The organism is Nonomuraea sp. NPDC002799 (assembly GCF_053592075.1).
Genome location: NZ_JBSFVA010000013.1, coordinates 1 through 24,796, shown reverse-complemented (window position 1 = coordinate 24,796; position 24,796 = coordinate 1). Strand labels below are relative to the sequence as shown.

At 66.6% G+C, this 24,796-nt stretch carries 19 protein-coding genes, 2 tRNA genes and 2 pseudogenes; 16 read left to right on the top strand and 7 right to left on the bottom strand.

Features of this window, described 5'->3' with window-relative positions; genetic code table 11:
* Positions 1-73: 73 nt before the first annotated feature.
* The 3 genes and pseudogenes from ACWD0F_RS23685 (at position 74) to ACWD0F_RS23675 (ending at position 3,929) form a co-directional block, all read left to right on the top strand.
* Positions 74-2,632: a golvesin C-terminal-like domain-containing protein gene (locus tag ACWD0F_RS23685; protein WP_449879183.1), complete on the top strand. Its 2,559-nt coding sequence runs from the start codon at positions 74-76 to the stop codon at positions 2,630-2,632.
* A gap of 310 nt (positions 2,633-2,942) precedes the next feature.
* Positions 2,943-3,590, top strand: a pseudogene (locus ACWD0F_RS23680) (polymorphic toxin-type HINT domain-containing protein); the annotation flags it as partial.
* 75 nt (positions 3,591-3,665) lie between these two features.
* On the top strand, positions 3,666-3,929 hold the full coding sequence (locus ACWD0F_RS23675) for an Imm32 family immunity protein (RefSeq protein ID WP_449878795.1): 264 nt from the start codon (positions 3,666-3,668) through the stop codon (positions 3,927-3,929).
* Positions 3,930-4,062: 133 nt separating this feature from the next.
* Here the strand turns inward: ACWD0F_RS23675 and ACWD0F_RS23670 are convergent, their stop codons facing one another.
* Positions 4,063-4,695, bottom strand: a complete 633-nt coding sequence (locus tag ACWD0F_RS23670) for an ISAs1 family transposase (protein ID WP_449878793.1) — start codon at positions 4,693-4,695, stop codon at positions 4,063-4,065.
* Positions 4,592-5,020: a transposase family protein gene (locus ACWD0F_RS23665; protein ID WP_449878792.1), complete on the bottom strand. Its 429-nt coding sequence runs from the start codon at positions 5,018-5,020 to the stop codon at positions 4,592-4,594. The genes ACWD0F_RS23670 and ACWD0F_RS23665 overlap by 104 nt, the downstream gene beginning before the upstream one ends.
* A 365-nt stretch (positions 5,021-5,385) precedes the next feature.
* On the opposite strand from ACWD0F_RS23665, the gene ACWD0F_RS23660 reads away from it, so the two are divergent.
* Complete coding sequence (locus ACWD0F_RS23660; protein ID WP_449878790.1) at positions 5,386-5,691, top strand: hypothetical protein; 306 nt, start codon at positions 5,386-5,388, stop codon at positions 5,689-5,691.
* A gap of 79 nt (positions 5,692-5,770) precedes the next feature.
* Here the strand turns inward: ACWD0F_RS23660 and gltX are convergent, their stop codons facing one another.
* On the bottom strand, positions 5,771-7,162 hold the full coding sequence (gene gltX / locus ACWD0F_RS23655; RefSeq protein ID WP_449879181.1) for a glutamate--tRNA ligase: 1,392 nt from the start codon (positions 7,160-7,162) through the stop codon (positions 5,771-5,773).
* Positions 7,163-7,531: 369 nt separating this feature from the next.
* On the opposite strand from gltX, the pseudogene ACWD0F_RS23650 reads away from it, so the two are divergent.
* Positions 7,532-8,353: pseudogene (locus tag ACWD0F_RS23650) on the top strand (recombinase family protein); the annotation flags it as partial.
* Between the two features lie 733 nt (positions 8,354-9,086).
* On the opposite strand, the gene ACWD0F_RS23645 reads toward ACWD0F_RS23650, so the two are convergent.
* Positions 9,087-9,172, bottom strand: a tRNA-Leu gene (locus tag ACWD0F_RS23645).
* Between the two features lie 375 nt (positions 9,173-9,547).
* Between ACWD0F_RS23645 and ACWD0F_RS23640 the strand changes: the two genes are divergently transcribed.
* Together ACWD0F_RS23640 and ACWD0F_RS23635 are read left to right on the top strand one after the other, a co-directional pair.
* A complete protein-coding gene (locus tag ACWD0F_RS23640) occupies positions 9,548-10,090 on the top strand; it encodes a hypothetical protein (protein ID WP_449878788.1) in 543 nt (180 codons plus the stop codon).
* A gap of 218 nt (positions 10,091-10,308) precedes the next feature.
* Positions 10,309-12,483: a chaplin family protein gene (locus ACWD0F_RS23635; protein ID WP_449878786.1), complete on the top strand. Its 2,175-nt coding sequence runs from the start codon at positions 10,309-10,311 to the stop codon at positions 12,481-12,483.
* Positions 12,484-12,603: 120 nt separating this feature from the next.
* Here ACWD0F_RS23635 and ACWD0F_RS23630 read toward each other — a convergent pair whose 3' ends face one another.
* Positions 12,604-12,789 (bottom strand): DUF5703 family protein, encoded by a 186-nt coding sequence (locus ACWD0F_RS23630; protein WP_449878784.1) that lies wholly within the window; start codon positions 12,787-12,789, stop codon positions 12,604-12,606.
* 189 nt (positions 12,790-12,978) lie between these two features.
* On the opposite strand from ACWD0F_RS23630, the gene topA reads away from it, so the two are divergent.
* The 9 genes from topA to ACWD0F_RS23585 all read left to right on the top strand — a co-directional run bounded on the left by topA (position 12,979) and on the right by ACWD0F_RS23585 (position 24,073).
* The gene (gene topA / locus ACWD0F_RS23625) at positions 12,979-15,666 is read left to right on the top strand and encodes a type I DNA topoisomerase (RefSeq protein ID WP_449878783.1); all 2,688 of its coding nucleotides are present in this window, start codon (positions 12,979-12,981) and stop codon (positions 15,664-15,666) included.
* Between the two features lie 14 nt (positions 15,667-15,680).
* Positions 15,681-16,922, top strand: a complete 1,242-nt coding sequence (locus tag ACWD0F_RS23620; RefSeq protein WP_449878781.1) for a metallophosphoesterase — start codon at positions 15,681-15,683, stop codon at positions 16,920-16,922.
* Between the two features lie 72 nt (positions 16,923-16,994).
* Positions 16,995-17,549, top strand: a complete 555-nt coding sequence (locus ACWD0F_RS23615; RefSeq protein ID WP_449878779.1) for a helix-turn-helix transcriptional regulator — start codon at positions 16,995-16,997, stop codon at positions 17,547-17,549.
* Between the two features lie 141 nt (positions 17,550-17,690).
* On the top strand, positions 17,691-19,733 hold the full coding sequence (gene tmk, locus ACWD0F_RS23610; RefSeq protein ID WP_449878777.1) for a dTMP kinase: 2,043 nt from the start codon (positions 17,691-17,693) through the stop codon (positions 19,731-19,733).
* A gap of 64 nt (positions 19,734-19,797) precedes the next feature.
* Positions 19,798-20,970, top strand: a complete 1,173-nt coding sequence (locus ACWD0F_RS23605; protein WP_449878776.1) for a DNA polymerase III subunit delta' — start codon at positions 19,798-19,800, stop codon at positions 20,968-20,970.
* Between the two features lie 273 nt (positions 20,971-21,243).
* Positions 21,244-21,813 (top strand): SigE family RNA polymerase sigma factor, encoded by a 570-nt coding sequence (locus ACWD0F_RS23600; protein ID WP_449878774.1) that lies wholly within the window; start codon positions 21,244-21,246, stop codon positions 21,811-21,813.
* Positions 21,810-22,859, top strand: coding sequence for a permease-like cell division protein FtsX (locus ACWD0F_RS23595; protein ID WP_449878772.1), 1,050 nt, complete (start codon positions 21,810-21,812; stop codon positions 22,857-22,859). Before ACWD0F_RS23600 ends, ACWD0F_RS23595 begins: the two co-directional genes overlap by 4 nt.
* A 119-nt stretch (positions 22,860-22,978) precedes the next feature.
* Complete coding sequence (locus tag ACWD0F_RS23590) at positions 22,979-23,815, top strand: PSP1 domain-containing protein (protein ID WP_449879179.1); 837 nt, start codon at positions 22,979-22,981, stop codon at positions 23,813-23,815.
* 181 nt (positions 23,816-23,996) lie between these two features.
* A tRNA-Thr gene (locus tag ACWD0F_RS23585) sits at positions 23,997-24,073 on the top strand.
* Between the two features lie 97 nt (positions 24,074-24,170).
* Here the strand turns inward: ACWD0F_RS23585 and ACWD0F_RS23580 are convergent.
* Positions 24,171-24,470, bottom strand: a complete 300-nt coding sequence (locus ACWD0F_RS23580; RefSeq protein WP_449878770.1) for a DUF7677 family protein — start codon at positions 24,468-24,470, stop codon at positions 24,171-24,173.
* Positions 24,471-24,498: 28 nt separating this feature from the next.
* Positions 24,499-24,796 (bottom strand): tyrosine-type recombinase/integrase (locus tag ACWD0F_RS23575; RefSeq protein ID WP_449878768.1); only part of this gene is annotated, 298 nt, incomplete at its 5' end.

The following is a 24,796-nucleotide window of genomic DNA, read 5'->3' as shown; positions in this document are numbered from 1 at the left end:
TGAGCCCAGATATCGATCACTGCGACCTGCGGAAACGCCTTGGTGATCGTTATCACGCCGGACCTATCCCGCCATATTCGACTACGCCACCGCACCCGCGGGCACCGGCCAGTCCTCCCTCACCTGGAACCTCACCACACCATCCGACGGCACCTACAAGGTGCAGGTGCAATACCCGTCCGGCGCGACCGCCACCAACGCCACGTACAAGGTCAAGCACCAGGGCGGCGAGGCGACCGTCACGCTCGACCAGACCAAGAACCCCGGCACCTGGATCGAGCTGGGCGGCTACACCTTCACCGCCGGCACCACGCACAGTGTCACCCTCACCGACGCCGCCAACGGCACGGTAGCCGCCGACGCGGTCAAGCTGGTCCGCGACACCAGTGGCCAAGCCGACGGCGAAAAGAAGGACTTCGCCTACACCTACGACCTCAACGCCAACCTCACCCGGATCGAAGACAAGTCCCCGACCGCGAAGATCGACCTGTGGGACATCGCCTACACCAACCTCAACCAGATCGACCAGAACCTGGAAAAGGTCGGCGACACCAACCCGACGGTCAAGAACACCACCACCTACCGCTACAACGAGAACAGCGCGGTCATCGAGCGCACCCACGACAAGACCTTGGCCACCTACGGCTACGACGTGCGCGATCTGGTCAACCAGGTGGTCAACAAGAAGAGCGCCACCGACACCGCGCCGAAGACCACCACTTACGCCTACACCCCCCGCGCCGAACGCCTGAGCGAGACCAAGGCCAACAACAACACCGTCACCTACGACTACTTCCTGTCCGGGGTGCTGCGTCACTCGGTGGAGAAGAAACCCAACGCCACCGTGGTGGCCGAGCACACCATCGGCTACCAGGGCAACCTGCACCGTGACCGCGACCACGCGAAAATTCAGAACGCCGACACCCCCGGCGCCTACCTCGAACACGTCTACGCCTACACCTACGACCCCCGCGACCGCATCACCAAAACCGTCAAGACACCCGTCGCCGGCGGCACCGCGGAAACTGAGACCTACTCCCACGACGCCAACAGCAACGTCTGGGAAGAAGAAGTCCTCGGCAAGAAGACCAACTTCACCTACGACCGCAACCGCCTGATGACGTCGATCTCCGGCGGACAGACCTCGACCTACACCTACGACCCCTACGGCCGACTGCGCACCGTCCAGGGCGGCGGCAAAGTCTGGGAGAAATACACCTACGACGGCTTCGACCACGTCACCAAACACGAGAAACTCGGCAGCGACGGCGTCACCGGCACGGTGACCAAGTACACCTACGACCCGCTCGATCGCACCACCACCAAAACCGAGAAGGAAGGCACCGCCTCCGCCAAGACCACCACATACTCCTACCTCGGCATGTCCGGCGAGGTCTTGGACGAAGAGGTGGCTGGCCAGCTCACCAAGTCCTTCCAATACTCACCCTGGGGCGAGCGCCTGTCGCAGGTGAAGGTAGCCGACGCCGGCCGCGAGGAATTCTCCTACTACGGCTACAACCCGCACACCGACGTCGAACAGATCACCAGCGAGACCGGCGACACCCGCGCCACCTACGGCTACACCGCCTACGGCAAGAACGACGACAATCTCTTCACCGGCGTCGACAAGCCGGATCCAGTTGATCCCACCGCCAAGGAGGAGTACAACCCCTACCGCTTCAACGCCAAGCGCTGGGACAACTCCACCGGCATGTACGACATGGGATTCCGCGACTACAACCCCGGACTCAACCGCTTCCTGCTCCGCGACAGCTACAACGGCGCCCTCAACGACCTGAGCCTAGGTACCGATCCTTGGACCAGCAACCGCTACGCCTTCACCGGCGGCAACCCCATCAGCGGCATCGAACACGATGGCCACGAACCTCGCCCGTGGCACAACCCGAAATACGATGGATCGCAGTGCAAGGGAAACTTCGGCAAGGAGTGCGACCCGGCCGGGACGAAGCCGCGCAACACAAACGTAAATCTTCCGAAGACGAACCCGTGTAGGAACGGGTGTTTCACTGCGGAATTCATCGAGGGCCCGTCCCTATATGATGCGGCCAAGAACGGCTACATGACGTGGTTCTCTGTTGCCTTTGAGGATGAGATTAATTGCTCAGAAGGCGACTCTGGTAGTTGTGCCTGGGCAGCCGCCGGATTCCTCCCATTCACTAAGCTGGGCAGGATGGGCCAGAAGGTCCTCAAAAAGCTTTTCGGGGGGGCCGATTCGTCTCACAAGGTCGCGAAGTCCGGAAACCTGACCGTGACCGCCCGCAATCCTTCGGCATCAGAATCTGCTGCAGCCCAGCATCTAAGCGACGAGGGGTATGATGTCATACTCAGAGATCCAGCAGGCACTCGCCAGGAAGGAAACACCAGCGACCTTCTCGTGAACGGCGTCCGATGGGACGTCTACACACCGACCGGAAAGACGGTCAAGAATATTCTTACTAACACCGCCAAGAAGCACTCACAGGTGCATGGTGGGGGAGTAATCGTCGATCTTCGAGGAACAGGGCTGACCGCCGCCGATTTCCCTGATGCCATTGCGCGCGTTCGAGGTATGCTTAGGAGCTGGGGCAAAGACCCCAACGGCATCGGCGAAATTAAGTTCTTCGGAGACTAGTGATGGCTAAGATGCGATGCAAGTGCGACGCAATCCTCCGGGATGATGATCCGGATGGCAGCATGCTGCTACTCACACGCCGCGAATTCGATGTTGAACTGGATAGTTCTTTTCTATTCGGGCAAGCGCGCGAATTGATGCGATGCAGCACATGCAGCCGACTATGGGTCTTCTGGGTAGAAGGCGGCGCCCCCGTCGAATACGTGCAGATACCCAAGTAGCCTCAGTTCACTCGTCCGTCCACCTTTAATTTAGGTGGACGGACGATGTATGGGATAGCGGATGGGACCAGCCAAGCGATCCCGAAACCGGCGAGACCAGAGCCGAACCTGTTACGGCGATCATGACCAGCAAGGGCGACAAGCACCTCGTCCAGATCGGCATAGACACTGATGCCGATCGGGATCGTGTGAGCAGTACCGTAATCGCAACCGATCACCACCCATTCTGGGTCCCCGCCCTAAGGAAGTGGGTCAACGCCGGCGACCTCCAGCCAGGCATGTGGCTCCGCACCTCAGCAGGGACACACGTCCAGGTCACGGCGATCAAGCAGTGGACCGCCATACAGCGAGTCCACAACATGACAATCGCCGACCTCCACACGTACTATGTGCTGGCAGGCGAGACGCCGGTCCTGGTTCACAACTCAGGCTGCGGGCCCTGGACCTCTTACCGGAAATTTGATGGCGACGGCCATCCGGTGGATGGAACCCAAGTGCCAACGAATGAAGCTCTCGACGCGGCGGAGAGGTGGGTTGGGCCTGGCTATTCCGAGCCTGTGAAGGGCAGCGGGCGGTACGTCTCAAAGGACGGCACGCGCGTTGCCAGGATGGGTGAATCGGATATCACAGGACAGCACGGCGGTGGTCCTCACATGAACTTTGAGCGACTGGTGCCGAATCCGAGAAAGCCCGGCAAGTTCATGGTTGTCGAAAATCGACACATCTACCTCGAATAGAACCTTCAGGTTGGGGGCCGCCGAACGAGACCTCGGCGGCTCCCCACTGCATCGCCACGGGAAGTGATAGTAGCAATGGATCGTGTGATCGATGTTCCAGAATACCGGGATGGCGAAGGACTGCACTTCGCCTGGGACGATGATTTTGAAATTGAATTGACGGTCAGATCGACGGAGGTGGTCATCAAGGCGAATCGCGCCGGATTGACTTCACTGGCACGTCATCTATTGACCCTTGCTCAGCAAGGTGTTCATGAAGGTTCCCATATTCACCTAACGGCGGATCAGGAGATCGAATCTGAAATCGACCTCATTCTTGAGCGGGTGGAGAAAGATTGATCTTTTTTATGTCTGGCAGGCCGTTGATGGCAACGGGTGACGGCAACGTCGGCGGACTTTTCGCCGAGCATGGTGCGGCGCCCACGCGCGATGGCACCGAGCGTCTGCGCCATGCCCGACGTCAGCCCAAAAACTAAGGCATCGACACTGAAATGCACGTGCCGGGGTGGTGGGGCCGGGTCTTTCTGATGATGGCAATCGCCTGGGCGGCGTGGGGGAAGGCCAGTCCGGCGGCGACGCTGAGGACCTTGAGCTGGCGGCGTTCGCTGCGGCCGTGACCGTGGTGGTCCTCGCGGTGGACGATGGGCACCTTGCGCCATAACAGGCCTTTGAGCTGCCGATACAGGGTTGGCTGGTTCTTCTGCACCACAAGGATGTAGTGGGCGTTCTTCTCTTGGACCAGGAAGATGGCGTGCTCACGCTGCGTATGCAGGGCATCAACCGTGACCACGGCGTCGGTCAGGTCCAGCCGGCGCAGCAGCGGGCAGAAGGCCGTGATCTCGTTACTCTTGCCGTCCACCTCGGCCTGAGCCGGCAACGCCATGGTGCGGGCGGTGATCGCGGTCAGCACATGCCGGGCCCGGCCGGTCTCGCTGCCGTGCCGGGTGCCCCGCAGCGCCTTGCCGTCCACAGCGACATGGCGCCGTCGGCGTCGGCCCGCCCTAGCCTGGACCAGCCGATCCTCCTCCTGGCCAGATGCGGATTGCTCCCGGTGGGCGCAGGTCAGCCAGCCGGCTACCGCACACGGCGGCGAACGCGGTCGCATCCAGGGCCTCCAGCAGCACGCGAAGAGTCGACTCGTCCGGGACCTCATGCGCGCACCGCAGCGGATTCCAGCGGATGCCCAGCCCCACCAGCACCATCACCGGCGCGTCGGCGATCCACTCGCTGATCGCGGCGAACGAGGTCGAGCCGCTGAGCGCTGCCGCGATGGCCGCACTCAGCAGCGATGTCAGCGAATGCCGTACCCCGCGTGGATCTCGCGGATCGGGGATCCAGGCCAGGTAGTGGACCAGCTGTGGCAGCCGCGCAGTCAGCATCTCGCGCTGGGCCTGCGATAGGGCGGCTACATGGTCAAGGACAGCCGACATCGGCGATGATGAGGGGGCAGGCACGGTCTTCTCTCACGATCAAAGGCGTAGACAACCTCATGATCGCGGAGGCCGTGCCTGCATGCGTACCTGCCAGCAGTCTTTCCGGAGAACCGGACAATCAAGCAGAAACTTCAACTACGCCGGAGCCCTGATGTCAGGGGAACGACGACACCTCCCGATCTACACCTCGTCGACCCAGAATCACCCGCTTCGCCTGCTGAGAAAACTTCAGTAAAACCCCAGATCAACCCCTGTGACACAATATCCGGCACCCACACGACTCGGTGTGCCCACGAACGTCTTCATGATCAAGGGTACGACGAGTCCGAGTGTTGTGCCGGTGAATCCGAACTAGGTGCATCATGATCAGTCCAGAGGATCTCGAGCAAGAGAATGGGATAGTCCTGGATGCGGTCCAGGCGCTATTGGGTCTTATTTCTCCAGACGTGATTGCTGTGGCAGTCGGTGTGGAGAAAGGGCGCGTAGAAATGAGCTTCTGGGTTCGCCGCCGCACGAGCGAACTCGAGGAGGACATTGATGAAGCGGTTGCTGAGCTGGAAGCCCTTCGTTCTGGAGAGGGTCCGCTCATCGAACCGAAAGTCCATGTTGGCGCACCCAACCCAATGATGCTGCGTTCCTACGGTCGGATGATCTACTGGGCGAAGTAAATGGGCTCGGTTCGACCGAAGAATTCTGGTCGAACCGAGCCCGGGACGCTCCCTGAAGGATCATGCTAGGCTCGTTAGTTCACGTGTTCTGCTGGCTTCGCCGAGTGTGTCGGCTGAGCGATTGTTGATCGGCATCGAGACGTGTCAGAGTCCGATCGCGACCGAGGAGTTCCAAGGACTCGAAGAGCGGCAGCCCGACGGTACGTCCCGTGACTGCGACCCGGACCGGGGCCTGCGCCTTACCCAGCTTCAGCCCGTGGCTCTCGCCCACGGTCGTCAGCACGCTCTTCAGCTCGTCGGCCTGCCAGGTGGCGCCGGCATAGGCAGCACGCACATCGCGCAGCAAGTCCGCCGCGCCGGGCTTCATCGCCTTGGCCCACGACGCCTCGTCGGACACCGGCTCGTCCAGGAACAAGAAGTCAACGTAGCTCGTGATCTCCGACAGCAGCGTCAGCCGCGTCTGCGCCAGGACGGCCGCCTTCGCGAACACGCCCGCGTTGAACGCTTCGGCTTGCCACGGCGCGTAGGGCTCGGTCAGCCACGGCGCGCAGGCCGTAACGAACGCCGCCGGTGACAGGGCCCGAATGTACTCGCCGTTGAACGCCGTCAGTTTCTTCACGTCGAAGAACGCCGGCGAGGTGTTCACGTCCTCGATGCGGAAGAGCCGCTCCATCTCCTCGTACGGCATGATCTCCCGATCGTCGCCCGGCCCCCAGCCCAGCAACATCAGGTAGTTGACCATCGCCTCCGGCAGGAACCCCTCGACCAGGTAGTCCTCCAGCGCCACCTTGTCGCGCCGCTTTGACAGCTTCTGCCGCTTGTCGTTGACGATGACCGGCAGATGCGCCCACACCGGCGGCGTCGCACCCAGGGCTTCCCACAGCAGCTGCTGCTTGGGAGCGTTCGACAGGTGCTCCTCGCCCCGGATCACCTGCGTGATGCCCTCGTCCAGGTCATCGACCACATTGGCCAGCAGGAACACCGGCGACCCGTCGCCACGGGCGATCACGAAGTCCTCGATCGAGGCGTTGGGGAAGATCGGCTTACCGCGGACGAGGTCCTCCACCACGGTCTCGCCCTCATCCGGCGTACGGAAGCGCAGCGCCCGCCCCTCGGCGAACTCCAGCCCCCGCTCCCGGCAGAACCCGTCATAGCCCAGGTGCTCGGACCCGGTCCGCTCCTTGAGTTGCTCGCGGCTGCAGTCGCAGTAGTACGCCCGCCCAGCCGCAGACAGCCGCAGGGCCGCTTCCCGATGCCGCTCGGCATTGCCGGACTGGAAGTACGGGCCCTCGAAGGCCGGATCGTCGGCGCTGATCCCGATGGCCGCCAGGGCGTCGATGATGCCCTGCGTCCACTCCGGCCTGTTGCGCGCCATGTCGGTGTCCTCGATGCGCAGCACGAAGGTGCCCCCGGATTGTCGCGCCACTGCCCAGTTGTACAGAGCCGACCGCGCCCCGCCCACATGGAACATCCCAGTAGGAGAAGGCGCAAAACGCACGCGAACCGAAGGCGTAGACACGCTGCACAACTCTACCGACCAAGCCACGAGCGCCTCGGTAGTTTCTGCCGCGCCGGCAGTAACGGACGGCTGATCATGGCCGCCTCCGCGAGCCAGAGAAGCGCTGTGGATCTCGGCCAGTCGGATAGCCAGTCGTAGGCCGCTGGGTGGCCACTTGAGAGTGGCCGACCGGGATCGTGACGGTGCCACAGGTCGGGGGCGGAAACAGGTGGCCAGTCGGAGTCCCGACTGTGCCGACTACCCAGCATTTAGAAAGGGGGCCGTGTCTCGACAGAGGACAGGCAAGACCCCGAGTCATCGCGAGCATGGCAGCTACGGCGCGCTCAGATGCTCATTGAGCCGCGTGGGGGAGAGATCGTCGAACAGTACTTCGACATCGACAAATCCCGCTCCATCCCGCCCCAGCGCCGCCCAGAGGCCAGTGCCTTGCTGGCCGAGTTGAGGAGTCCTCGACGGGTCTTCGAAGCCGTCGTCGTCGGCGAGCCGCAACGAGCCTTCTACGGCAACCAGTTCGGCAACACCTTCGACGTCTTCAACCACTACGGCGTGCCCCTGTGGGTACCTGAGGTCGGCGGTCCCATCGACCCGACCAACGAAGCCCACGACCTCATCATGATGATGTTCGGCGGCGTCAGTAAGGGCGAGCGCAACCGCATCAAAGTCAGAGTCCGGACTGCCATGAGCGCGCTGGCGGAGATCGAGGGACGCTACCTCGGCGGACGACCGCCCTACGGCTATGTCCTGATCGATCTCGGGCCACATCCGAACCCGGCCAAGGCGGCGGACGGCAAGCGGCTGCGTGGTCTGGATCTCGATCCCTTCGCTGCTCCTGTGGTGCAGCGGATCTTCAGGGAGTTCCTTGAAGGCAAGGGACTGTTCGCGATCGCCGAGGGCCTGACGCGCGACGGGATTCCGAGCCCATCCGCGCACGACCCGAAGCGGAACCGGCATCGGTCAGGAATCGCGTGGTCCAAGAGCGCCGTCCGGGCCATCGTCACCAACCCGCGCTACACCGGCCGTCAGGTGTGGAACCGTCAGCGCAAGGACGAAGTGCTGCTGGACGTTGAGGACGTGACCCTGGGGCACATCACCAAGCAGCGCTGGAACGAGTCCGGTAAGTGGATCTTCTCCGAGAAGGTCGTCCATCCCCAGCTTGTGGACGACGCGACCTTCCAGAACGTTCAGGACCTGCTCGCCGGTCGCGGCCGGGGTCCCTGTGAGCACGCGCCGCATCGCGGCCGCCACCCGTATGCCTTCAAGGGGGCGATCCACTGCGGAGTGTGCGAACGCAAGATGCAGAGCCAGTGGGTCAACAACGCGCCCTACTACCGGTGCGCGTTCCCTCGTGAGTACGCGCTGGGCAACAAGATCGATCATCCGCGCAACGTGTATCTCCGCGAGGACGCCGTTCTCCCGCGCGTCGACCGCTGGCTGTGCAAGGCGTTCGCCCCGCACCGCGTCGCCCAGACGATCGACGACATGTACGCCGACCAGCCGGATCGCAGTCACGACGCGAAGTCAGAGGTCGCCCGGCAGAAGATCGCAGACATGGAGACCAAGCTCGCGCGTTACCGCGCCACCATCGAAGCCGGCGGCGACCCGGCCGAGATCGGCCAGTGGATCAACGAAGCCAAGGCCGAACGCCTCAAGGCCGAGGCTGAGCTACGCACAAGCAAGAGGAGCGTACGAATGTCCAGAAGTGAGATCACCGCCCTGGTGACCGAGATCGGTGACCTGGCCCGAGCTGTCACCGAGGCGCCAGCGGAGCTCAAGAACGAGACCTACCGGCGTATGGGTCTACGGCTGACCTATCATCCTGATCAAACAAAAGTGAGGGCCGAGATCCATCTCAGCCCTCACATAGTGAAAAGGTACGTGTCCGAGGGGGGACTTGAACCCCCATGCCCATCACTGGGCACTAGCACCTCAAGCTAGCGCGTCTGCCTATTCCGCCACCCGGACTTGGTGCCTGCACGTGAGACCGTCATCCCGCGTCGGCTCAGTAAGGTTAGCAAACTCTGAGGGGTGCTACATACCAAGTACTCGCACCCCCTCCAGAGAGCCTCCCCAGGGCTCCAGATGACCTCCGTATGGCGTGCGGCAGAGGGTGATGCGCCAGTTGGGATGGTTTGCGAGGGCGGTCTTGGCGAATTTCCGAGTCTCCGTTGAAAGGCTCTTGCGGCAACCTTGAGTACTGCTACGGTTACTCAACGTTGAGGGGTGAGTCCACGGACCGGCCTCACGATGTGAGGCCGGTTCTGGAGTTCGGGAGGGTAAGTGACACGCACGACGATGTGGCGGTCGAGGGCGATGGCCCTCGCTGCGCGTCGTTCGCGTGTGTCCGTCTCCGTGCAGGACACGACCACCGATCGGGTCGACCGGATGGCGCGGTTCGCGGCCGGCGCCCGTCAGGTCGTTGTGCGGGCAGTCTCGATCGGCGCCCTGGTGGCGGCCGGGTGGCTGCTCGCCGTTCTGTTCGGCATGCTCACCGCCGCTCCGGCGGCCGCGGACGTCACCGACACGTCGAGCGCGTCCCAGACCCTCACCGGCACGGTGGCGACGGGGGCACCCCATGCTCTCGTCGTCCAAGGGCCGGGCTCGGCGTCGGACAACGCCGAGGCGATGGCCGGGCGCACGGTCGACGGCCTCAACAGCCAGCAGGATCCTGGCCTGCCACCACCATCCTCCGCCGGAAAGATCCTGGACACCAATGGTCTGGTGCCCAACGGTGGTGGCAGCGGTCCCTTCGGGCCCGCTTCGGGGGATGTCGCGAGGTCTGGATACGACCCGCGGCTGCGGGCATGGCGCGCCCCGCTGGCGCTCGTGCTGCCCCCTGTCGTCCGCACAGCGGCGGACGACCCTTCTTTCTCACCTGACTGATTCCCGCTCAGGCGACCGGTAGGTCCGCTACGACCACCGGGTCCCTGCAGAACACAGCGGCGGAGCGCGGCCTGATCCCCTCCGCCCGCGGGTGAAACACGTCAGTTCAAGCTGGTTCGCGATTCCGAGGTCTCCGCTGTGCGCGAAGCCTCGCACGGCCTCGGGCTGCCCGCGAACCGTTCAGGTAATCCCCCCAAGAACCACTAGGAGCATTCATCATGCGTACGTGGGCGAAGGCATCGACCCCTGCTGCTCTGCTGGCCGTGGCCGTCATGTCGTTCGGCGGCAGCGGCACCGCGCTGGCCGACACCTCGGGCAACGCGTCAGTCGGCGGCGGCAACCAGGTTGACCTGCCGATCTCGCTGCCCATCGACATCAGCGGCAACTCCGTCGCCGGTATCGGCTCCTCCTCGGCGACCTCGCAGGGCGGCGCCTCCGTCGTGAACCACGGCAGGAGCGGCAACAGCACCAACCGCACCTCGGGCGACGCGAGCGTGCTCGGCGGCAACCAGATCACCGCGCCGATCAGCGCGCCGATCAACGCCTGCGGCAACGCCGTGTCCCTGATCGGCAGGTCCGACGCGGGCTGCAAGGGCGGCGCCGTCGTGCGCAACCAGGGCAAGGGCGGCGCGGGCGGCAACCGTACCTCCGGGAACGCGAGCGTGCTCGGCGGCAACCAGATCACCGCGCCGATCTCGGCCCCGCTGAACGTCTGCGGCAACGCGGTCGCGATCTTCGGCGACGCCACGGCGGGCTGCAAGGGCGGCTCCAGCGTCTACAACACCGGCGTGGGCGCCGGCGGCAACCGTACCTCCGGCGACGCGAGCGTGCTCGGCGCCAACCAGGTCATCGCACCGATCGCGGCGCCGATCAACATCTGCGGCAACTCCGTCGCCGTGATCGGGCGGGCGTTCTCGGGCTGCAAGGGCGGCTCGTCCGTCACCAACAACGGTCCCAGGCCCAGTTACCAGAGCCGGCACATGGCGGCCGGCTCGACGGGCAACGACACCGACGGGCGCTTCGGCGTGGGCAGCGGCAACCAGGTCGTCGCCCCGGTCACCCTGCCCGTCGACGTCTGCGGCAACGCCGTGGGCAACGCGACCGCGGGCTGCACGGGCGGCGCGACGGCCGAGAACTCCGGCGGCGGCTCCGGCGCGGGCGGCAACACGACCTCCGGGCAGGCGGGCGTGCTGAGCGGCAACCAGGCCGTCGCCCCCGTCACCGCTCCCGTCAACGTCTGCGGCAACGCCGTGGCACTGCTGGGTCACGCGTTCGCCGGCTGCAAGGGCGGCGCGTACGCGAAGAACGGCGGCCGGGGCGCGGGCGGCAACCACACCTCGGGCGCCGCGGGCGTGCTGAGCGGCAACCAGGCGGTCGCCCCCATCACGGCTCCGATCAACATCTGCGGCAACGCGGCCGCCGTGCTCGGGGCGTCCCGGGCCCAGTGCAAGGGTGGCGCCTCCGTCTCGCCGCACAACGGCGTGGGCGGTGGCGGCAACTTGACCTCCGGCAAGGCCGGGGTCCTGGCGGGCAACCAGGTCATCGCGCCGATCACGGCACCGGTCAACGTCTGCGGCAACGCGGTGGCCGTCCTGGGTGACGCCGCCGCCGGATGCCTCGGCGGGTCGCACGTCGGCACGCCGTGGCAGGCCGGCCCCGACGGGTTCGACCGGTTCGCCCGTGCCACCGACAAGGTCTCGGCCGCCTCCAAGAGCGGGCTGCTGCCCACGCTGCCCGCCGTCCCGGCGCTGAGCAGCCTGCCGGATGTCGCGGGTCTCCAGAGCATCGCGGGTCCCCAGAGCGGTCCCCAGAGCGGGCCCCAGGGCGGTTCACAGGGTGGTTCACAGGGCGGTTCCCAGGGCGTCGCGGGTCCGCAGGAGGTCGCCGGTCTCCAGAACGTCGCGGGTCTGCAGGATGTCGCCGGTCTCCAGGAGACCGCGGGCCTGCAGGAGGTCGCGGGTGGCGTCACCCGGCAGGTGCAGGGCACGGGCGACCTGGCCTCGGTGCCCGCCGTCCAGGACGCCTCCCAGACCTTCGGCCTGCCGACCCTGCCCGAGCTGCCCGGCATCCCCGCCCAGGCGCAGGCTCCGGCTCCGGCGAAGGCCCACGCCGCCGCCCCGGTCCCCGGCAACGGCCGCGGCCGTCCCTCGACCTCGGTCTCCCCGCTCGACTCGGCCACCTCGCTGGTCGGCTCCACCCCGGTCGGCGGCGCGGTGACCTCGGCCACGCAGGGCCTGCCGATCGGCAACATCGGCCTGATGAGCGCCGAGCAGCCCGCGGGCGTCACCGGCATGAACGCCGGCTCGCTGCTCGCCCTCCTGCTCGGCTCGGCGCTCGCGGCCTCGGCGACGATGTTCGGCGCTGCCCGCCGGTTCCGGTTCGGCCGTAAGTAAGGAAAACAGGAAGTACGTAAACAACTAGGCATGCTCCTGCTCACCGCAGTGAGTAGGCGGCGATAGACGCTTTGCCCGTTCCGGGGGCGCGGCCCGGGGCGGGCAAAGCCATGTCCATGTTCAGAGCGTTCGGCGGACGCGCAGGATCTTGCGGCGTAGTCGCACATGTCGGCTTCCGTCGGGGTGCAGACGGACGCGCGCGAGCTCCCACTGGCCGTACTCTGCGTGTTCGGTCAGCAGTTGACGTGCTGCTTCGCGAGTGAGGTCGCGCGGAATGAAGATATCCATGTAGGAGTAGTCGAGCACAACGATTAGTCTCCAGGGTGAGTCAGGGCGCCATGCCGCTCGGTGGGCCTTATTCTGCGTGCTTGCGGGTGGACCCGGAAGCGAGTGGGTAGCCCGGGGGAAGGAAATTTCCGCGAGTCGGGTTACCTTTCAGATCTATGCCGACTCCCGGTTGGGGGATTGCAAGCGAACAGTGAGGTAGGAAGCAGCGTGCCAGCCAACAACGGCAGCACCGGCGGAACACGCCTGGTGATCGTCGAGTCGCCCGCCAAGGCGAAGACGATCAGGGAATACCTCGGTGCCGGCTACATGGTCGAGTCCAGCATTGGTCACATCCGTGACCTGCCGGAGCGGGCCGACGATATCCCCGAGGCCTACAAGAAGGAGCCTTGGGCGCGCCTGGGCGTGAACGTCGAGCATGAGTTCGAGCCGCTGTACGTGGTCAACCCTGACAAGAAGGCACAGGTCAGCAAGCTGAGGCAGTTGCTGAAGGACGCCGACGAGCTCTACCTGGCCACTGACGAGGACCGCGAGGGCGAGGCCATCGCCTGGCACCTGCGCGAGGTGCTCAAGCCCAGGGTGCCCGTCCACCGCATGGTGTTCCACGAGATCACGCCGCAGGCCATCCGCGACGCCGTCGCGAACCCGCGCGATCTCAACCTCCGCCTGGTGGACGCCCAGGAGACCCGGCGCATCCTCGACCGGCTCTACGGCTACGAGGTCAGCCCCGTGTTGTGGAAGAAGGTCAAGCCGAGGCTGTCGGCGGGCCGGGTGCAGTCGGTGGCGACGCGGCTGGTGGTGGAGCGCGAGCGGGAGCGCATGGCGTTCACCTCCGCCCATTACTGGGATCTGCAGGCCCTGTTCGACTCGAACAAGCCCGAGGAGCGTCCGCGTGACTTCACCGCGACGCTGAGCTCGGTCGACGGCAAGCGGGTGGCCCAGGGCCGCGACTTCGCCAGCACCGGGCAGCTCAAGACGGCCGACGTGCTCCACCTGTCCGAGGCCGCCGCCGGCGAGCTGGCGGGCCGGCTGCGGGAGACGTCGTTCGCGGTCAGGTCCGTCGAGCGCAAGCCGTACACGCGTAAGCCGTACGCGCCGTTCCGGACGACCACGCTGCAGCAGGAGGCCAGCCGGAAGCTCGGCTTCTCCGCGAAGTACACGATGCAGGTGGCGCAGCGGCTCTACGAGGGCGGCTTCATCACCTACATGCGTACCGACAGCATCACGCTGTCGGAGACCGCGATCGCGGCCGCGCGCTCGCAGGCGATCAAGCTGTACGGCGCCGCGTACGTCCCGGACAAGCCGCGCGTCTACACCAGCAAGGTCAAGAGCGCGCAGGAGGCCCACGAGGCGATCCGGCCGTCTGGCGAGGAGTTCCGCACGCCGGGCGAGACCCGGCTCAACGGTGACATGTTCCGGATGTACGAGCTGATCTGGCAGCGGACCGTCTCCTCGCAGATGAAGGACGCCGTCGGCGAGTCGATCAGCGTCAAGGTCGCGGGCCGCTCGGCCACGGGCGAGAACGTCGAGTTCAACGCCTCCGGCCGGACGATCACGTTCTACGGGTTCCTCAAGGCGTACGTGGAGGGGGCCGACGATCCCTCGACCGACCGCGACGACTCCGAGAAGCGGCTGCCGAACCTGGCAGAGGGCGACGCGCTGACCGTCTCGCGGCTCGATGTGGCCGCCCACTCGACCAAGCCGCCCGCGCGATACACCGAGGCGTCGCTGGTCAAGGAGCTGGAGGATCGCGAGATCGGGCGTCCTTCGACGTACGCCTCGATCATCGGGACGATCCTCGACCGGGGCTACGTGTTCAAGAAGGGCACGGCGCTGGTGCCGTCGTTCCTGGCGTTCGCCGTGGTCAACCTTCTGGAGCAACATTTCGGCAACCTGGTCGACTACGACTTCACGGCCGACATGGAGAAGGTGCTCGACGACATCGCCAACGACCGGGCCGAGCGGCTGCCGGAGCTGCAGCGCTTCTACTACGGGGCGGGCGAGGGCGACGAGGGCCTGAAGGAGATGGTCACCGATCTCGGTGACATCGACGCCAAGGAGATCAGCTCGTTCCCGATCAGGGGGACGGACATCGTCATCAGGGTCGGTCGCTACGGCCCCTACCTCGACCGCGACGGCATCCGGGTGAACGTGCCCGAGGACATGACGCCCGACGAGCTGACGGCGGAGAAGGCCGAGGAGCTGTTCTCGCGGCCGACCGGCGACCGGGAGCTGGGGCGCGACCCGGTGACCGGGCACACGATCGTGGCCAAGGACGGCCGTTATGGCCCGTACGTCACGGAGATCCTGCCCGAGCCGGCGGAGGACGAGGCGCCGAAGAAGCGGACGAAGAAGGCCGAAGCGGCCAAGCCTCGCACGAGCTCGCTGTTCAAGACGATGGCGCTGGACACCATCACGCTCGACGACGCGCTCAAGCTGCTGACGATCCCCAGGGCCGTGGGCGAGCTGGACGGCGAGGAGGTCGTGGCGCACAACGGGAAGTTCGGCCCGTACATCAAGAAGGGCACGGACTCGCGGTCGCTGGGGTCTGAGGACGAGCTGCTGACGGTCACGATCGAGAAGGCCAAGGAGCTGTTCGCGCAGCCCAAGCAGCGTGGCCGGCGGGCCGCCGCGGCGGCGCCGCTGCGGGAGCTGGGCGACGACCCCGCCTCCAAGAAGCCCGTCGTGGTGAAGGAGGGGCGCTTCGGCCCGTACGTGACCGACGGCGAGACGAACGCCTCGTTGCGCAAGGGCGACACGGTCGAGGACATCACGATCGAGCGGGCGGCCGAGCTGCTGGCCGAGCGTCGTGAACGGGCGCCCGCGCCGAAGAAGACGACCACCAGGAAGGCGCCGGCGAAAAAGGCTCCCGCGAAGAAGCCGGCGGCCAAATCCTAAGTAGCATCGTTCATGTGTTCGTTGTGATGTTCGTGGTTCTGGTCCTGCTGGTGCACTTTTACCTGTGGCACCGGCTGGTTCGCCAGACCACCCGCCCTGGGGGCCTGCGTAAGGGGCTGACCTGGGGGTTGGCAGGGCTGCTCGCCATCCTCGTGGTGACGTTCGTCGGCACGAGGATGGGGCTGGAGAGCTGGCTGGCCTGGCCGGGCTTCATCTGGCTGGCGGTGATGTTCTACCTGGTCGTGCTGCTCGTCCTGCTGGAGATCCCGCGGGCGGTGGCCGCGGTCGTCCTGCGCCGGGCGGAGCGTCGCGAGCGGGTGCCCGTGCCGGAGCCGCAGGTCGCGGTGCTGACGGGCGCGTCCGCTGAGGAGCGGCCCGCGCTCGCCGAGGAGCGGCCGGCGCCCGTGGTGGCGCCCGTCTCGGTGAGCAGGCGGTTGTTTCTCGGGCGCACCACCGCGGCGGTCGCCGGCGTGGCCGCGCTGGGCACGGTCGGGTACGGCATGACGAGCGCCCTGGGCGATCCCGTGATCGAGCGGGTCGGGGTCTCGCTGCCGAAGCTGGATCCGCGGCTCGGCGGCCTGCGGTTCGCGGTGGTGAGCGACATCCATCTGGGGCCGCTGACCGGGATCGGGCACACCGAGCGGATCGTCAGGATGATCAACGCTCTCGAAGCCGACGTGGTGGCGATCGTGGGCGACCTGGTGGACGGGACGGTCGCCCAGCTGGGCGCGCTGGCGCAGCCGCTCAAGAATCTTGAGTCCCGCTATGGGGCATATTTCGTGACCGGTAATCACGAATACTTCACGGCCGAAGGGCCGGACGAGTGGGTCGAGGAGCTGGGAGAGCTCGGCGTACGCTCACTGCGTAACGAGCGCGTGGAGATCCGGCACCAGGGCGCCGTGCTCGATCTGGCGGGGGTCAACGACGTGGGCGGCGCCGCGGCGGGTGACGGCCCCGACTTCGCCAAGGCGCTCGGCGGGCGCGACACAGGCCGCTCCGCGGTGCTGCTCGCGCACCAGCCGATCCAGGCCCGCGACGCCGCCCGCCACGGGGTCGACCTGCAGCTCTCCGGGCACACGCACGGCGGGCAGATCGCGCCGTTCAACCTGGTGGTGGGGTTGCAGCAGCCGGTGGTGTCGGGCCTGGCCACGGTGGACGGGACGCAGGTCTACGTCACCAGGGGCGCCGGGTTCTGGGGGCCGCCCGTACGCGTGGGGGCTCCGCCCGAGATCACGATGCTGGAGTTGCGTCCCTGACTTTACGCGATGCTCTAGTCACGCCCTGCCATGATGGCGTAGTATTCGATCGGATACTTGAGGAGGTGGGGCATGGAGTCTTCGCCGATGGAGGCGGCGCTGGCGTCCGGCGTCGCGCTCTGGGCCAAGCGCGGCGGGCTGCTGTTCAAGCAGGCCAGGCACGCCGCGAGCATGAATCAGAAGGTGCTGGCCAGCGTGAGCGGCACCTCGCGCACCACGCTGTCGGCCTATGAGCACGGCCGGAAGTCGCCGACGCTGGAGACCGCGGGGCGCATTCTGGACGCGGCCGGGTTCCGGCTGGTGCTGGAGGCGAAGGTGGAGTTCACCGCCCGCGAGCGCGGCGGCCGGACGTTCCACGTGCCCAGCCACCTGTCCCGGCTTCCCGTCGGCGCGGCGCTGGGCGTCGTGCGGCGCGGCGATCAGGTTTACGACCTGGCCGACCGCGAGTCGCGGCGGGCCGCCTACACCTCGCTGCTGTGCGAGGGCGGCCCGGACGAGTTGCGCGACCACATCGACGGCGTGCTGCTCGTCGAGCTCTGGACCGAGCTGACCCTGCCGCCGGACATCCGTGCCGAGTGGGGACCATTGGTAGAAGAAGCCCGGCATGAGGCCGGAGTCAGCCATTGATGGAGTTTTCGGGGCGCTATTCGAGGTGTGTATCCTGCGCGCTGCCCCGCGAACGTAATACCCTCAGCCCACGAGCAGCCGGGCATATCCGGCTGATCTCGTGTCTGCCCGCCCCGGTCAACACCTGGATACGCTGAAATCATGACTGCCCCTGGCGGACGCCGCCCGACTCATGTGCTGGCCAATGCGCCGTTCCGACGGCTCTGGATGGCCATGTCGGTGTGCAGCCTGGGTGACTGGCTCAACATCCTGGCACTGACCGCTCTCGCGGCAAACCTCACCCAGGGCGACTACCGGGTGCAGTCGCTGGCCGTCGGCGGTGTGTTCATCGCCAAGATGTTGCCGGCCGTGCTGCTCGGGCCGCTCGCGGGCGTCTTCGCCGACCGGTTCGACCGGCGGCTGACGATGTTCTCGGCCGACCTGGCCAGGTTCGCCGTGGTGTTGTCGATCCCGCTGGTCGGCAGCTACCAGTGGGTCATCGTCGCGACCGTCCTGGTCGAGTGCGTCAACCTGTTCTGGGTTCCGGCCAAGGACGCCACGGTGCCCAACCTGGTGCCCAAGGAGCAGCTCGAATCGGCCAACCAGCTCAACCTGCTGGTCACCTACGGCACCGCGCCGATCGCGGCGATGTTGTTCGCGGCACTGTCCGTGGTGGCCGACGTGGGCAGGAGCGTGGTGCCCTTCCTCGCCGACAAGGACCCCACGGGCCTGGCGCTCATCGTCAACGCCTGCGCCTATCTGGTGTCGGCCTTCCTCATCTTCACGCTGCGCGACATCCCCCGGCGCAACGGCGCCATCTCCACGCCTTCGGTGCTCAAGCAGGTCGTCGAGGGCTGGCGGTTCGTGGGCGGCAACCGGCTGGTGCGCGGCCTGATCATCGGCATGCTGGGGGCGTTCGCCGCGGGCGGCGCCGTGGTCGGCGTGGCCAAGATCTACGTGGCGGCTCTCGGCGGCGGCGACGCGGCCTACGGCGTCGTGTTCGGCGCGGTCTTCGTGGGCATGGCGCTGGGCATGTTCTTCGGGCTCAGGCTGTTGCGCGAGTTGTCGCGGCGGCGGCTGTTCGGCCTGGCCATCACGGTCGCGGGGCTGGTGCTCGTCGCGATCGCGCTGGTGCACAACCTGGTGATCGTGGTCATGCTGACCGTGGTGCTGGGGGCGTGCGCCGGCATCGCCTGGATCATCGGCTACACGCTGATCGGGCTCGAGGTCGAGGACGCCCTGCGGGGCAGGACGTTCGCGTTCCTGCAGTCCACCGCGCGGGTGACGCTGTTGCTCGTGGTCGCCCTGGCCAACCCGCTGGCCGCGCTCTTCGGCGAGCACGCGCTGGCGCTGGGCGAGTTCGCCTACCGCTTCGACGGCACCAACCTGGTCCTGGTGATCGGCGGCGCGCTCGCGACCACCGTCGGCATCCTGGCGCTGCGGCACATGGACGACCGCAAGGGCGTCCCGCTCTCCGCCGACCTGCTCGCCGCGGTGCGCGGCGAGCACTTCCCCGCCGAGTCGCCCGAGCACCTTCCTGGGCTGTTCGTGGCGTTCGAGGGCGGTGAGGGGTCGGGCAAGACCACCCAGTCGCGGCTGGCCGCGATCTGGCTGCGCGACCAGGGATACGACGTCGTGCAGACGCGGGAGCCGGGCTCCACCAAGGTCGGCATGCGGTTGCGCGCCATCCTCCTCGACGCCGCCGAGCGAGGGTTGTCGTCGCGGGCCGAGGCGCTGCTCTACGCCGCCGACCGGGCCGAGCACGTCGAGAAGGTGATCCGGCCGGCGCTCCACCGGGGCTCCCTCGTGGTCACCGACCGCTATGTCGACTCCTCCCTGGCCTACCAGGGCGCGGGGCGCTCGCTGGACCCCGAGGACGTGTCCAAGGTCAACGCGTGGGCGACGGGCGGGCTGGTGCCGCACCTGACCGTGCTCATCGACACGCCGCCCGAGGTGGGGCTGACCCGGCTGGGCGGCGCGGCCGACCGGATCGAGGCGGAGCCGCTGGAGTTCCACGAGCGGGTGCGCAAGGAGTTCCGCGCGCTGGCGGCCGCCGCGCCGGAGCGCTACCTCGTGGTCGACGGTACGCTGGAGCCCGGTGTGATCACCCGCCAGATCCAGGACCGGATCCGCGAGCTGCTGCCCGACCCGGTGCCCCAGGAGACCGAGGACGTCACGGGCACGATGCCCGCCATCCGGGACTGACCCGTTTCGGGGGCTGGGCGCGATCCGTGGCTGGTGGTGGGGATCCGCGGCTAGCCTTACGGGTGTGACAGTTTTCGATGACCTCGTCGGGCAGGACCAGGCGACAACCGTGCTGTCGCGGGCCGCGGCGGCGGCCGGGGAGGTCGTCGCCGGCGGGCGCGGGGCGGGCATGACGCACGCCTGGCTGTTCACCGGCCCACCAGGAGCCGGCCGGGAGTATGCCGCGCGCGCCTTCGCCGCCGCGCTGATGTGCCCCGATCGCGGCTGCGGCCACTGCGACCAGTGCCATCAGGTGCTGATCGGCTCACACCCCGACCTGGAGTCCGTACGTCCCGAGGGCCTGTCCTACGGCGTCAAGCAGACCCGCGAGCTCATCCTCCGGGCGGCCGGGGCGCCGACGCAGGGGCGCTGGCGGGTCATCCTGTTCGAGGACGCCGACAGGGCCACGGAGTCCGCCGCCAACGCGCTGCTGAAGGCCATCGAAGAGCCGCCGCCCCGTACGGTCTGGCTGCTCTGCGCGCCCGCGCCCGACGACATGATGATCACCATCAGGTCGCGGTGCCGGCTGGTCACCCTGGCCACCCCGGGCACGGAGGCCGTCGCCCACGTGCTGGCCACCCGTGACAGCGTGCCGTGGGACATGGCCACGTTCGCCGCGCGCGCCGCGCAGGGCCACATCGGCAGAGCCAGGGCGCTGGCCATGGACGAGGGTGTACGGCGGCGCCGGGAGGCGGTGCTGAGCATCCCGCGCTCGCTGACCGGCGTCGGGGAGTGCGTCATGGCCGCCGAGCGCCTGGTGAAGACCGCCGAGGAGGAGGCGGCCGCCGCCACGGTGACGCTGAACGACAGCGAGACCTCCGATCTGCGCAGGCTCTACGGTGAGGGGTCCACCGGTAAGGGGCTCAACCGGGGGCTGGTGCGGGGCGGGGCCGGGGCGCTGAAGGAGTTGGAGGACCGGCAGAAGTCGCGGGCCACGCGGATCAAGCGGGACTCGCTGGACTCGGCGTTGCTGGAGATGGTGTCGTTCTATCGGGATGTGCTGGCCATGCAGTTCGGGGCGGCGGTGGAGCTGGCCAACGACGACATCCGGTTCGATCTCGATCAGCTCGCCAAGTCGTCCACGCCCGAGGAGACGGTGCGGCGGATTGATGCGATCATGATGTGCCGGGAGCGGCTGGCGGCGAACGTCAACCCGCAGATGGCCGTCGAGGCGATGATGCTGGCGCTGCGTCCCTGAGGCTGCTCGGCGAGCGCCGTGCCGAAACCTGTTGCGGTGTCCCCCCGCGTTAGGCAGGTAGGCAGTGGCCGCCCGCCGGCCGCCGGATGGGGTCATGGCCCATCGGCCGCGAGCCACCCCGCACCCGGCCTGGCACCGGCGTGGTGGGCCACGAGCCACCCTCGCCCACAGCCACGCTGCCTGTTGTTCGCCACATGCCATGAGCGGCCCTCTTCCATCCCGTCTCTTCCGAAGATGGGCTGAGCTCGTGCGGAAGCGCGCCAAGATATCCGAGTGGCCCAAGCAGCAGACGAGGCCGCCAAGCGTCTCTGTTACGTGGAAGTCGAAGTACTCACCCAGCAAGAGGCCCTGGCGCGGCAGCGGGTCGACGTGGCCTCGATCTTCGCCGAGCATCACATGGGCCTGGTTCGCCTGGCCCTGATCATGGTCGGTGATCAGGCGACCGCCGAAGACGTCGTGCAGGAGGCGTTCGCGCGCACCCATGCCGGCCGAGGCCGGCTGCGGGATGCCGACAAGGCGCTGGCCTACGTGCGTTCGGCGGTGCTCAATGGCTGCCGGTCGGTGCTGCGCAGGCGGGCGACGGTGTTCCGGCGGGCGGTGCCGTACGAGCCGCCTGTCTGGTCGGCGGAGAGCGCCGCACTGATGGGGGAGGAGCGGCGCGAGGTGCTGCTCGCTCTTCGCGGACTGCCGCGCAGGCAGCGGGAGGCGCTGACCCTGCGCTACTACTTCGATCTCGCCGACCAGGAGATCGCCGACACCATGGGGATCAGCGCCGGCACGGCCAGGTCGACAATCGCGCGGGGGCTCGCCGCTCTCGGCCGAGCACTTGAGGAGGAGTCATGAACAGCCCGGTGGAAGACAGGCTGCGCGAGGCTCTGGCCGAGGCCGGGGCGACGATCGACACCGGCACACTCCGGCCGTTGCGGGCGCCGGAGCATCGGAGGTTCCGGGTGGATCTCCGGCTGGTGGCCATAGCGGTGGTCGTGATTCTCGCGGGGGCGGCGACCGCCGTGGGGCTGGGCGGCCCCGGTGATGAGGACCGGGTGGTGGCGGCCAACCCCGAGTTGGCCCAGAGCGGTGACGCCGACGTGACCGTCTTTCTCTGCTCCAGCATGCCGGAGCCACCGTGCTCCGGGCGTAAGGCCACTGCTGAAGAGATCGGGCAGATCGAGGGCAAGGCGCGGCAGTTGCCGGAAGTCGAAAAGATGTTCTTCGTCGATCAGTTCACCGCCTACAACAACTTCCGGCGGGATTTCGCGCATAACAAGTCGTTGCTGGACGAAGTCAAGATCACGGAAATGCCGGAGTCGTTCCGGTTGAAGCTCAAGGAAGGAGCCGACCGAGATCGGGTGCGGGACGCGTTCCGAGGAATGCCCGGACTGTCGAGCGTTACCTACGCATCGGCTGACGCCGCTGACCTGTCGAGCAGGCCCGAAGCGAACGTCAGTGTCTTCCTCTGCAATCGCGGATCAGCCATGGTCTCGTGCGGTGCACACCGCACTCCCGATGGGAAAGGCGGCTTCAAGCTCACCAAGATGGGTAAGGCCGTGACCCAAGCGGAGAAGTTCGCCCTCCAGAAACGGATCGAAGGGCTGCCCGGACTGGAGTCGGCCTTCTTCGAGAGCCAGGCGGAGGCATACAAGAACTTCAAGCGCGAGTACGCGAGTAACAAGGCGCTTGTCGATGCCACCAGGGTGGAAGACATGCCCGAATCATTCAGGCTGACGCTGAGGTCGGAACGTGACGGAAGCCAAGCGGCCAAGAAGCTCAACCGGCAACCGGGGGTCTCCTCCGTGATCTACGCGGGATGCGTCGCCGACCAGGCCGTGCTGGCCGACGACTACGCGATGGTCCTGCCCAAGGGCAAGGTGTGCGCCGCGGCCAGATGATCCGGCAAACAACATCCACGCCGCCACCCCTGACTTTCGCCGTACGGACCAACGTAATGTGGCAGCGGAAGGCCGTTTTACCCCCTAGGCCATCAGGAGGCGAGCTCGAGCCCATGGGAATGATCATGGCCGTGAGCTTCACCCGCTACGGGCGGCTCTACTACCTCGACCCAGGTGGGCACAGCCCCAAAGTGGGTGACAAGGTGCTCGTTCCCACGGACTCGGGCCCTGAGGTGGCGGAGTGCGTGTGGGCGCCGCAATATACGAGTGAAGACATCGATGGACTGCCGGTGTGCGCGGGGCCGGCGGGCGAAGAGCACGTCTCGCGCGATGAGACCAACAAACGCCGCCGGGCTGAGGCCCGCAGCGTCGCCAAACGCCTGATCAAACGACACACGCTCCCGATGAAGGTGGTCGGCATCGACTACCTCGATCAGGACAACATCTATACGGTCTATTTCTCGGCGCCGCACCGGGTCGACTTCCGTGCTCTCGTACGCGACCTGGCCCGCAACCTCCGGGCCAGGGTCGAGCTGCGGCAGATCGGCCCACGGGACGAGGCCCGCCTCCAGGGCGGCATCGGCCCGTGCGGTCGCGACCTGTGCTGCGCCACGTTCCTGAAGGACTTCGAACCGGTCTCCGTCAGGATGGCCAAGGACCAGGACCTTCCGGTCAACCCGCTGCGGATCGCGGGCGCGTGCGGGCGGCTCATGTGCTGCCTGAAATACGAGCACCCGCTCTACCAGGAGTTCCGCGCCTCCGCGCCGCGAGTGGGGGCGAGCGTTGAAACCCCGCAGGGGGCCGGGACCGTGGTGGGCCACAATGTGCCGTCCGATTCGCTGGTGGTGCGGCTCAACGATGGCGGCCGGCGCTGCTCCTGCTCCAAGGCCAGCGTCTGCGGACCACGTAAGGCTTACGACTCGACGTACGGCGACGCGGGAGGTGACCCGGTCTAGCTCCAACCGGCTGCGTGAACAGGTCGGCGGGCGGGTGCTCCATGCTCTGGCGTGTTCGCCCGCCCGTCACCGCAGGTGACGACGAACAGGCGTGCGGAGCGGGTCTTCCGGTTGGGGATGGGTTGATGGGTTGGAGCGAGAACCCTTGGACTCCTGTAGACTCTTTCACGCTGCACAGCAAGCCGCCTTAGCTCAGTCGGCCAGAGCACTTCACTCGTAATGAAGGGGTCTCGGGTTCGAATCCCGAAGGCGGCTCCAGGTCAGAAGCCCCTCGTGTGATCACGGGGGGCTTCTGGGTGTCTAACTGGGTGTCTAAGGGTTTGTGTTCGGCCTGCCCCTATGTAGGCGCACCGCTTTAGGCGAGACGCGTCTCCCATTCTTCGAATGGGGGATCGACCACGTAGGTGGGGTCGCAGTGTCGGCGGATCCACTGCGCTGCCCTGTACTGGGCGTGCCCATCTTCCACCTGCCCGTTTTCATCGATCTCCAGAACATTGGTGTAGATGGTGAAGACCATCTCCAGTGTGGAGCCGAAGTCCACCAAAGCGTGCCTGTAGTCGACGTCGTCGAGCAACTCCATGTCTAGGGTTCCGTTGGCAAGGTAGAAGGCGAAAAAGCGCAGGCTGGATCGGACTTCTTCGGGAAGCTTGGCCACACTCCATTATCGAGTGGGCGAGTCAGACTCATGTCTTGAAAATCCGATCCATGGCCGTCGCGCCCTCTTGCAGGACTGGCCGGATCTGCTTCCGGTAGACCAGCTCTGTCACTGCCGTACTGCTGTGGCCGACCAATCGGGAGATCTCCTCCAGAGGGATGCCCTGATCGGAGAGCAGAGACACGAAGCTGTGCCGTAGCTCTCGGGGTGTCCACTGCTTAGGGTCAAGGTCCAAGGCCAGGTAGTTAAGCTTTCTGAGCTGGTGGCAAGAGCGCTGTGGAGATCTGCTCGGCGGTGTAGACGCCTGGTCTGATCTTGCGGATGAG

Bases quoted from the DNA above. Each gene is read 5' to 3' on its own strand.
- ACWD0F_RS23670 (WP_449878793.1), bottom strand. From the start codon at position 4,695: ATGCGACCGCGTTCGCCGCCGTGTGCGGTAGCCGGCTGGCTGACCTGC.
- tmk (WP_449878777.1), top strand. From the start codon at position 17,691: ATGACTGCCCCTGGCGGACGCCGCCCGACTCATGTGCTGGCCAATGCG.
- gltX (WP_449879181.1), bottom strand. From the start codon at position 7,162: ATGTTCCATGTGGGCGGGGCGCGGTCGGCTCTGTACAACTGGGCAGTG.
- ACWD0F_RS23665 (WP_449878792.1), bottom strand. From the start codon at position 5,020: ATGTCGGCTGTCCTTGACCATGTAGCCGCCCTATCGCAGGCCCAGCGC.
- ACWD0F_RS23595 (WP_449878772.1), top strand. From the start codon at position 21,810: ATGAACAGCCCGGTGGAAGACAGGCTGCGCGAGGCTCTGGCCGAGGCC.
- ACWD0F_RS23615 (WP_449878779.1), top strand. From the start codon at position 16,995: ATGGAGTCTTCGCCGATGGAGGCGGCGCTGGCGTCCGGCGTCGCGCTC.
- ACWD0F_RS23660 (WP_449878790.1), top strand. From the start codon at position 5,386: ATGATCAGTCCAGAGGATCTCGAGCAAGAGAATGGGATAGTCCTGGAT.
- ACWD0F_RS23635 (WP_449878786.1), top strand. From the start codon at position 10,309: ATGCGTACGTGGGCGAAGGCATCGACCCCTGCTGCTCTGCTGGCCGTG.
- ACWD0F_RS23675 (WP_449878795.1), top strand. From the start codon at position 3,666: ATGGATCGTGTGATCGATGTTCCAGAATACCGGGATGGCGAAGGACTG.
- ACWD0F_RS23590 (WP_449879179.1), top strand. From the start codon at position 22,979: ATGATCATGGCCGTGAGCTTCACCCGCTACGGGCGGCTCTACTACCTC.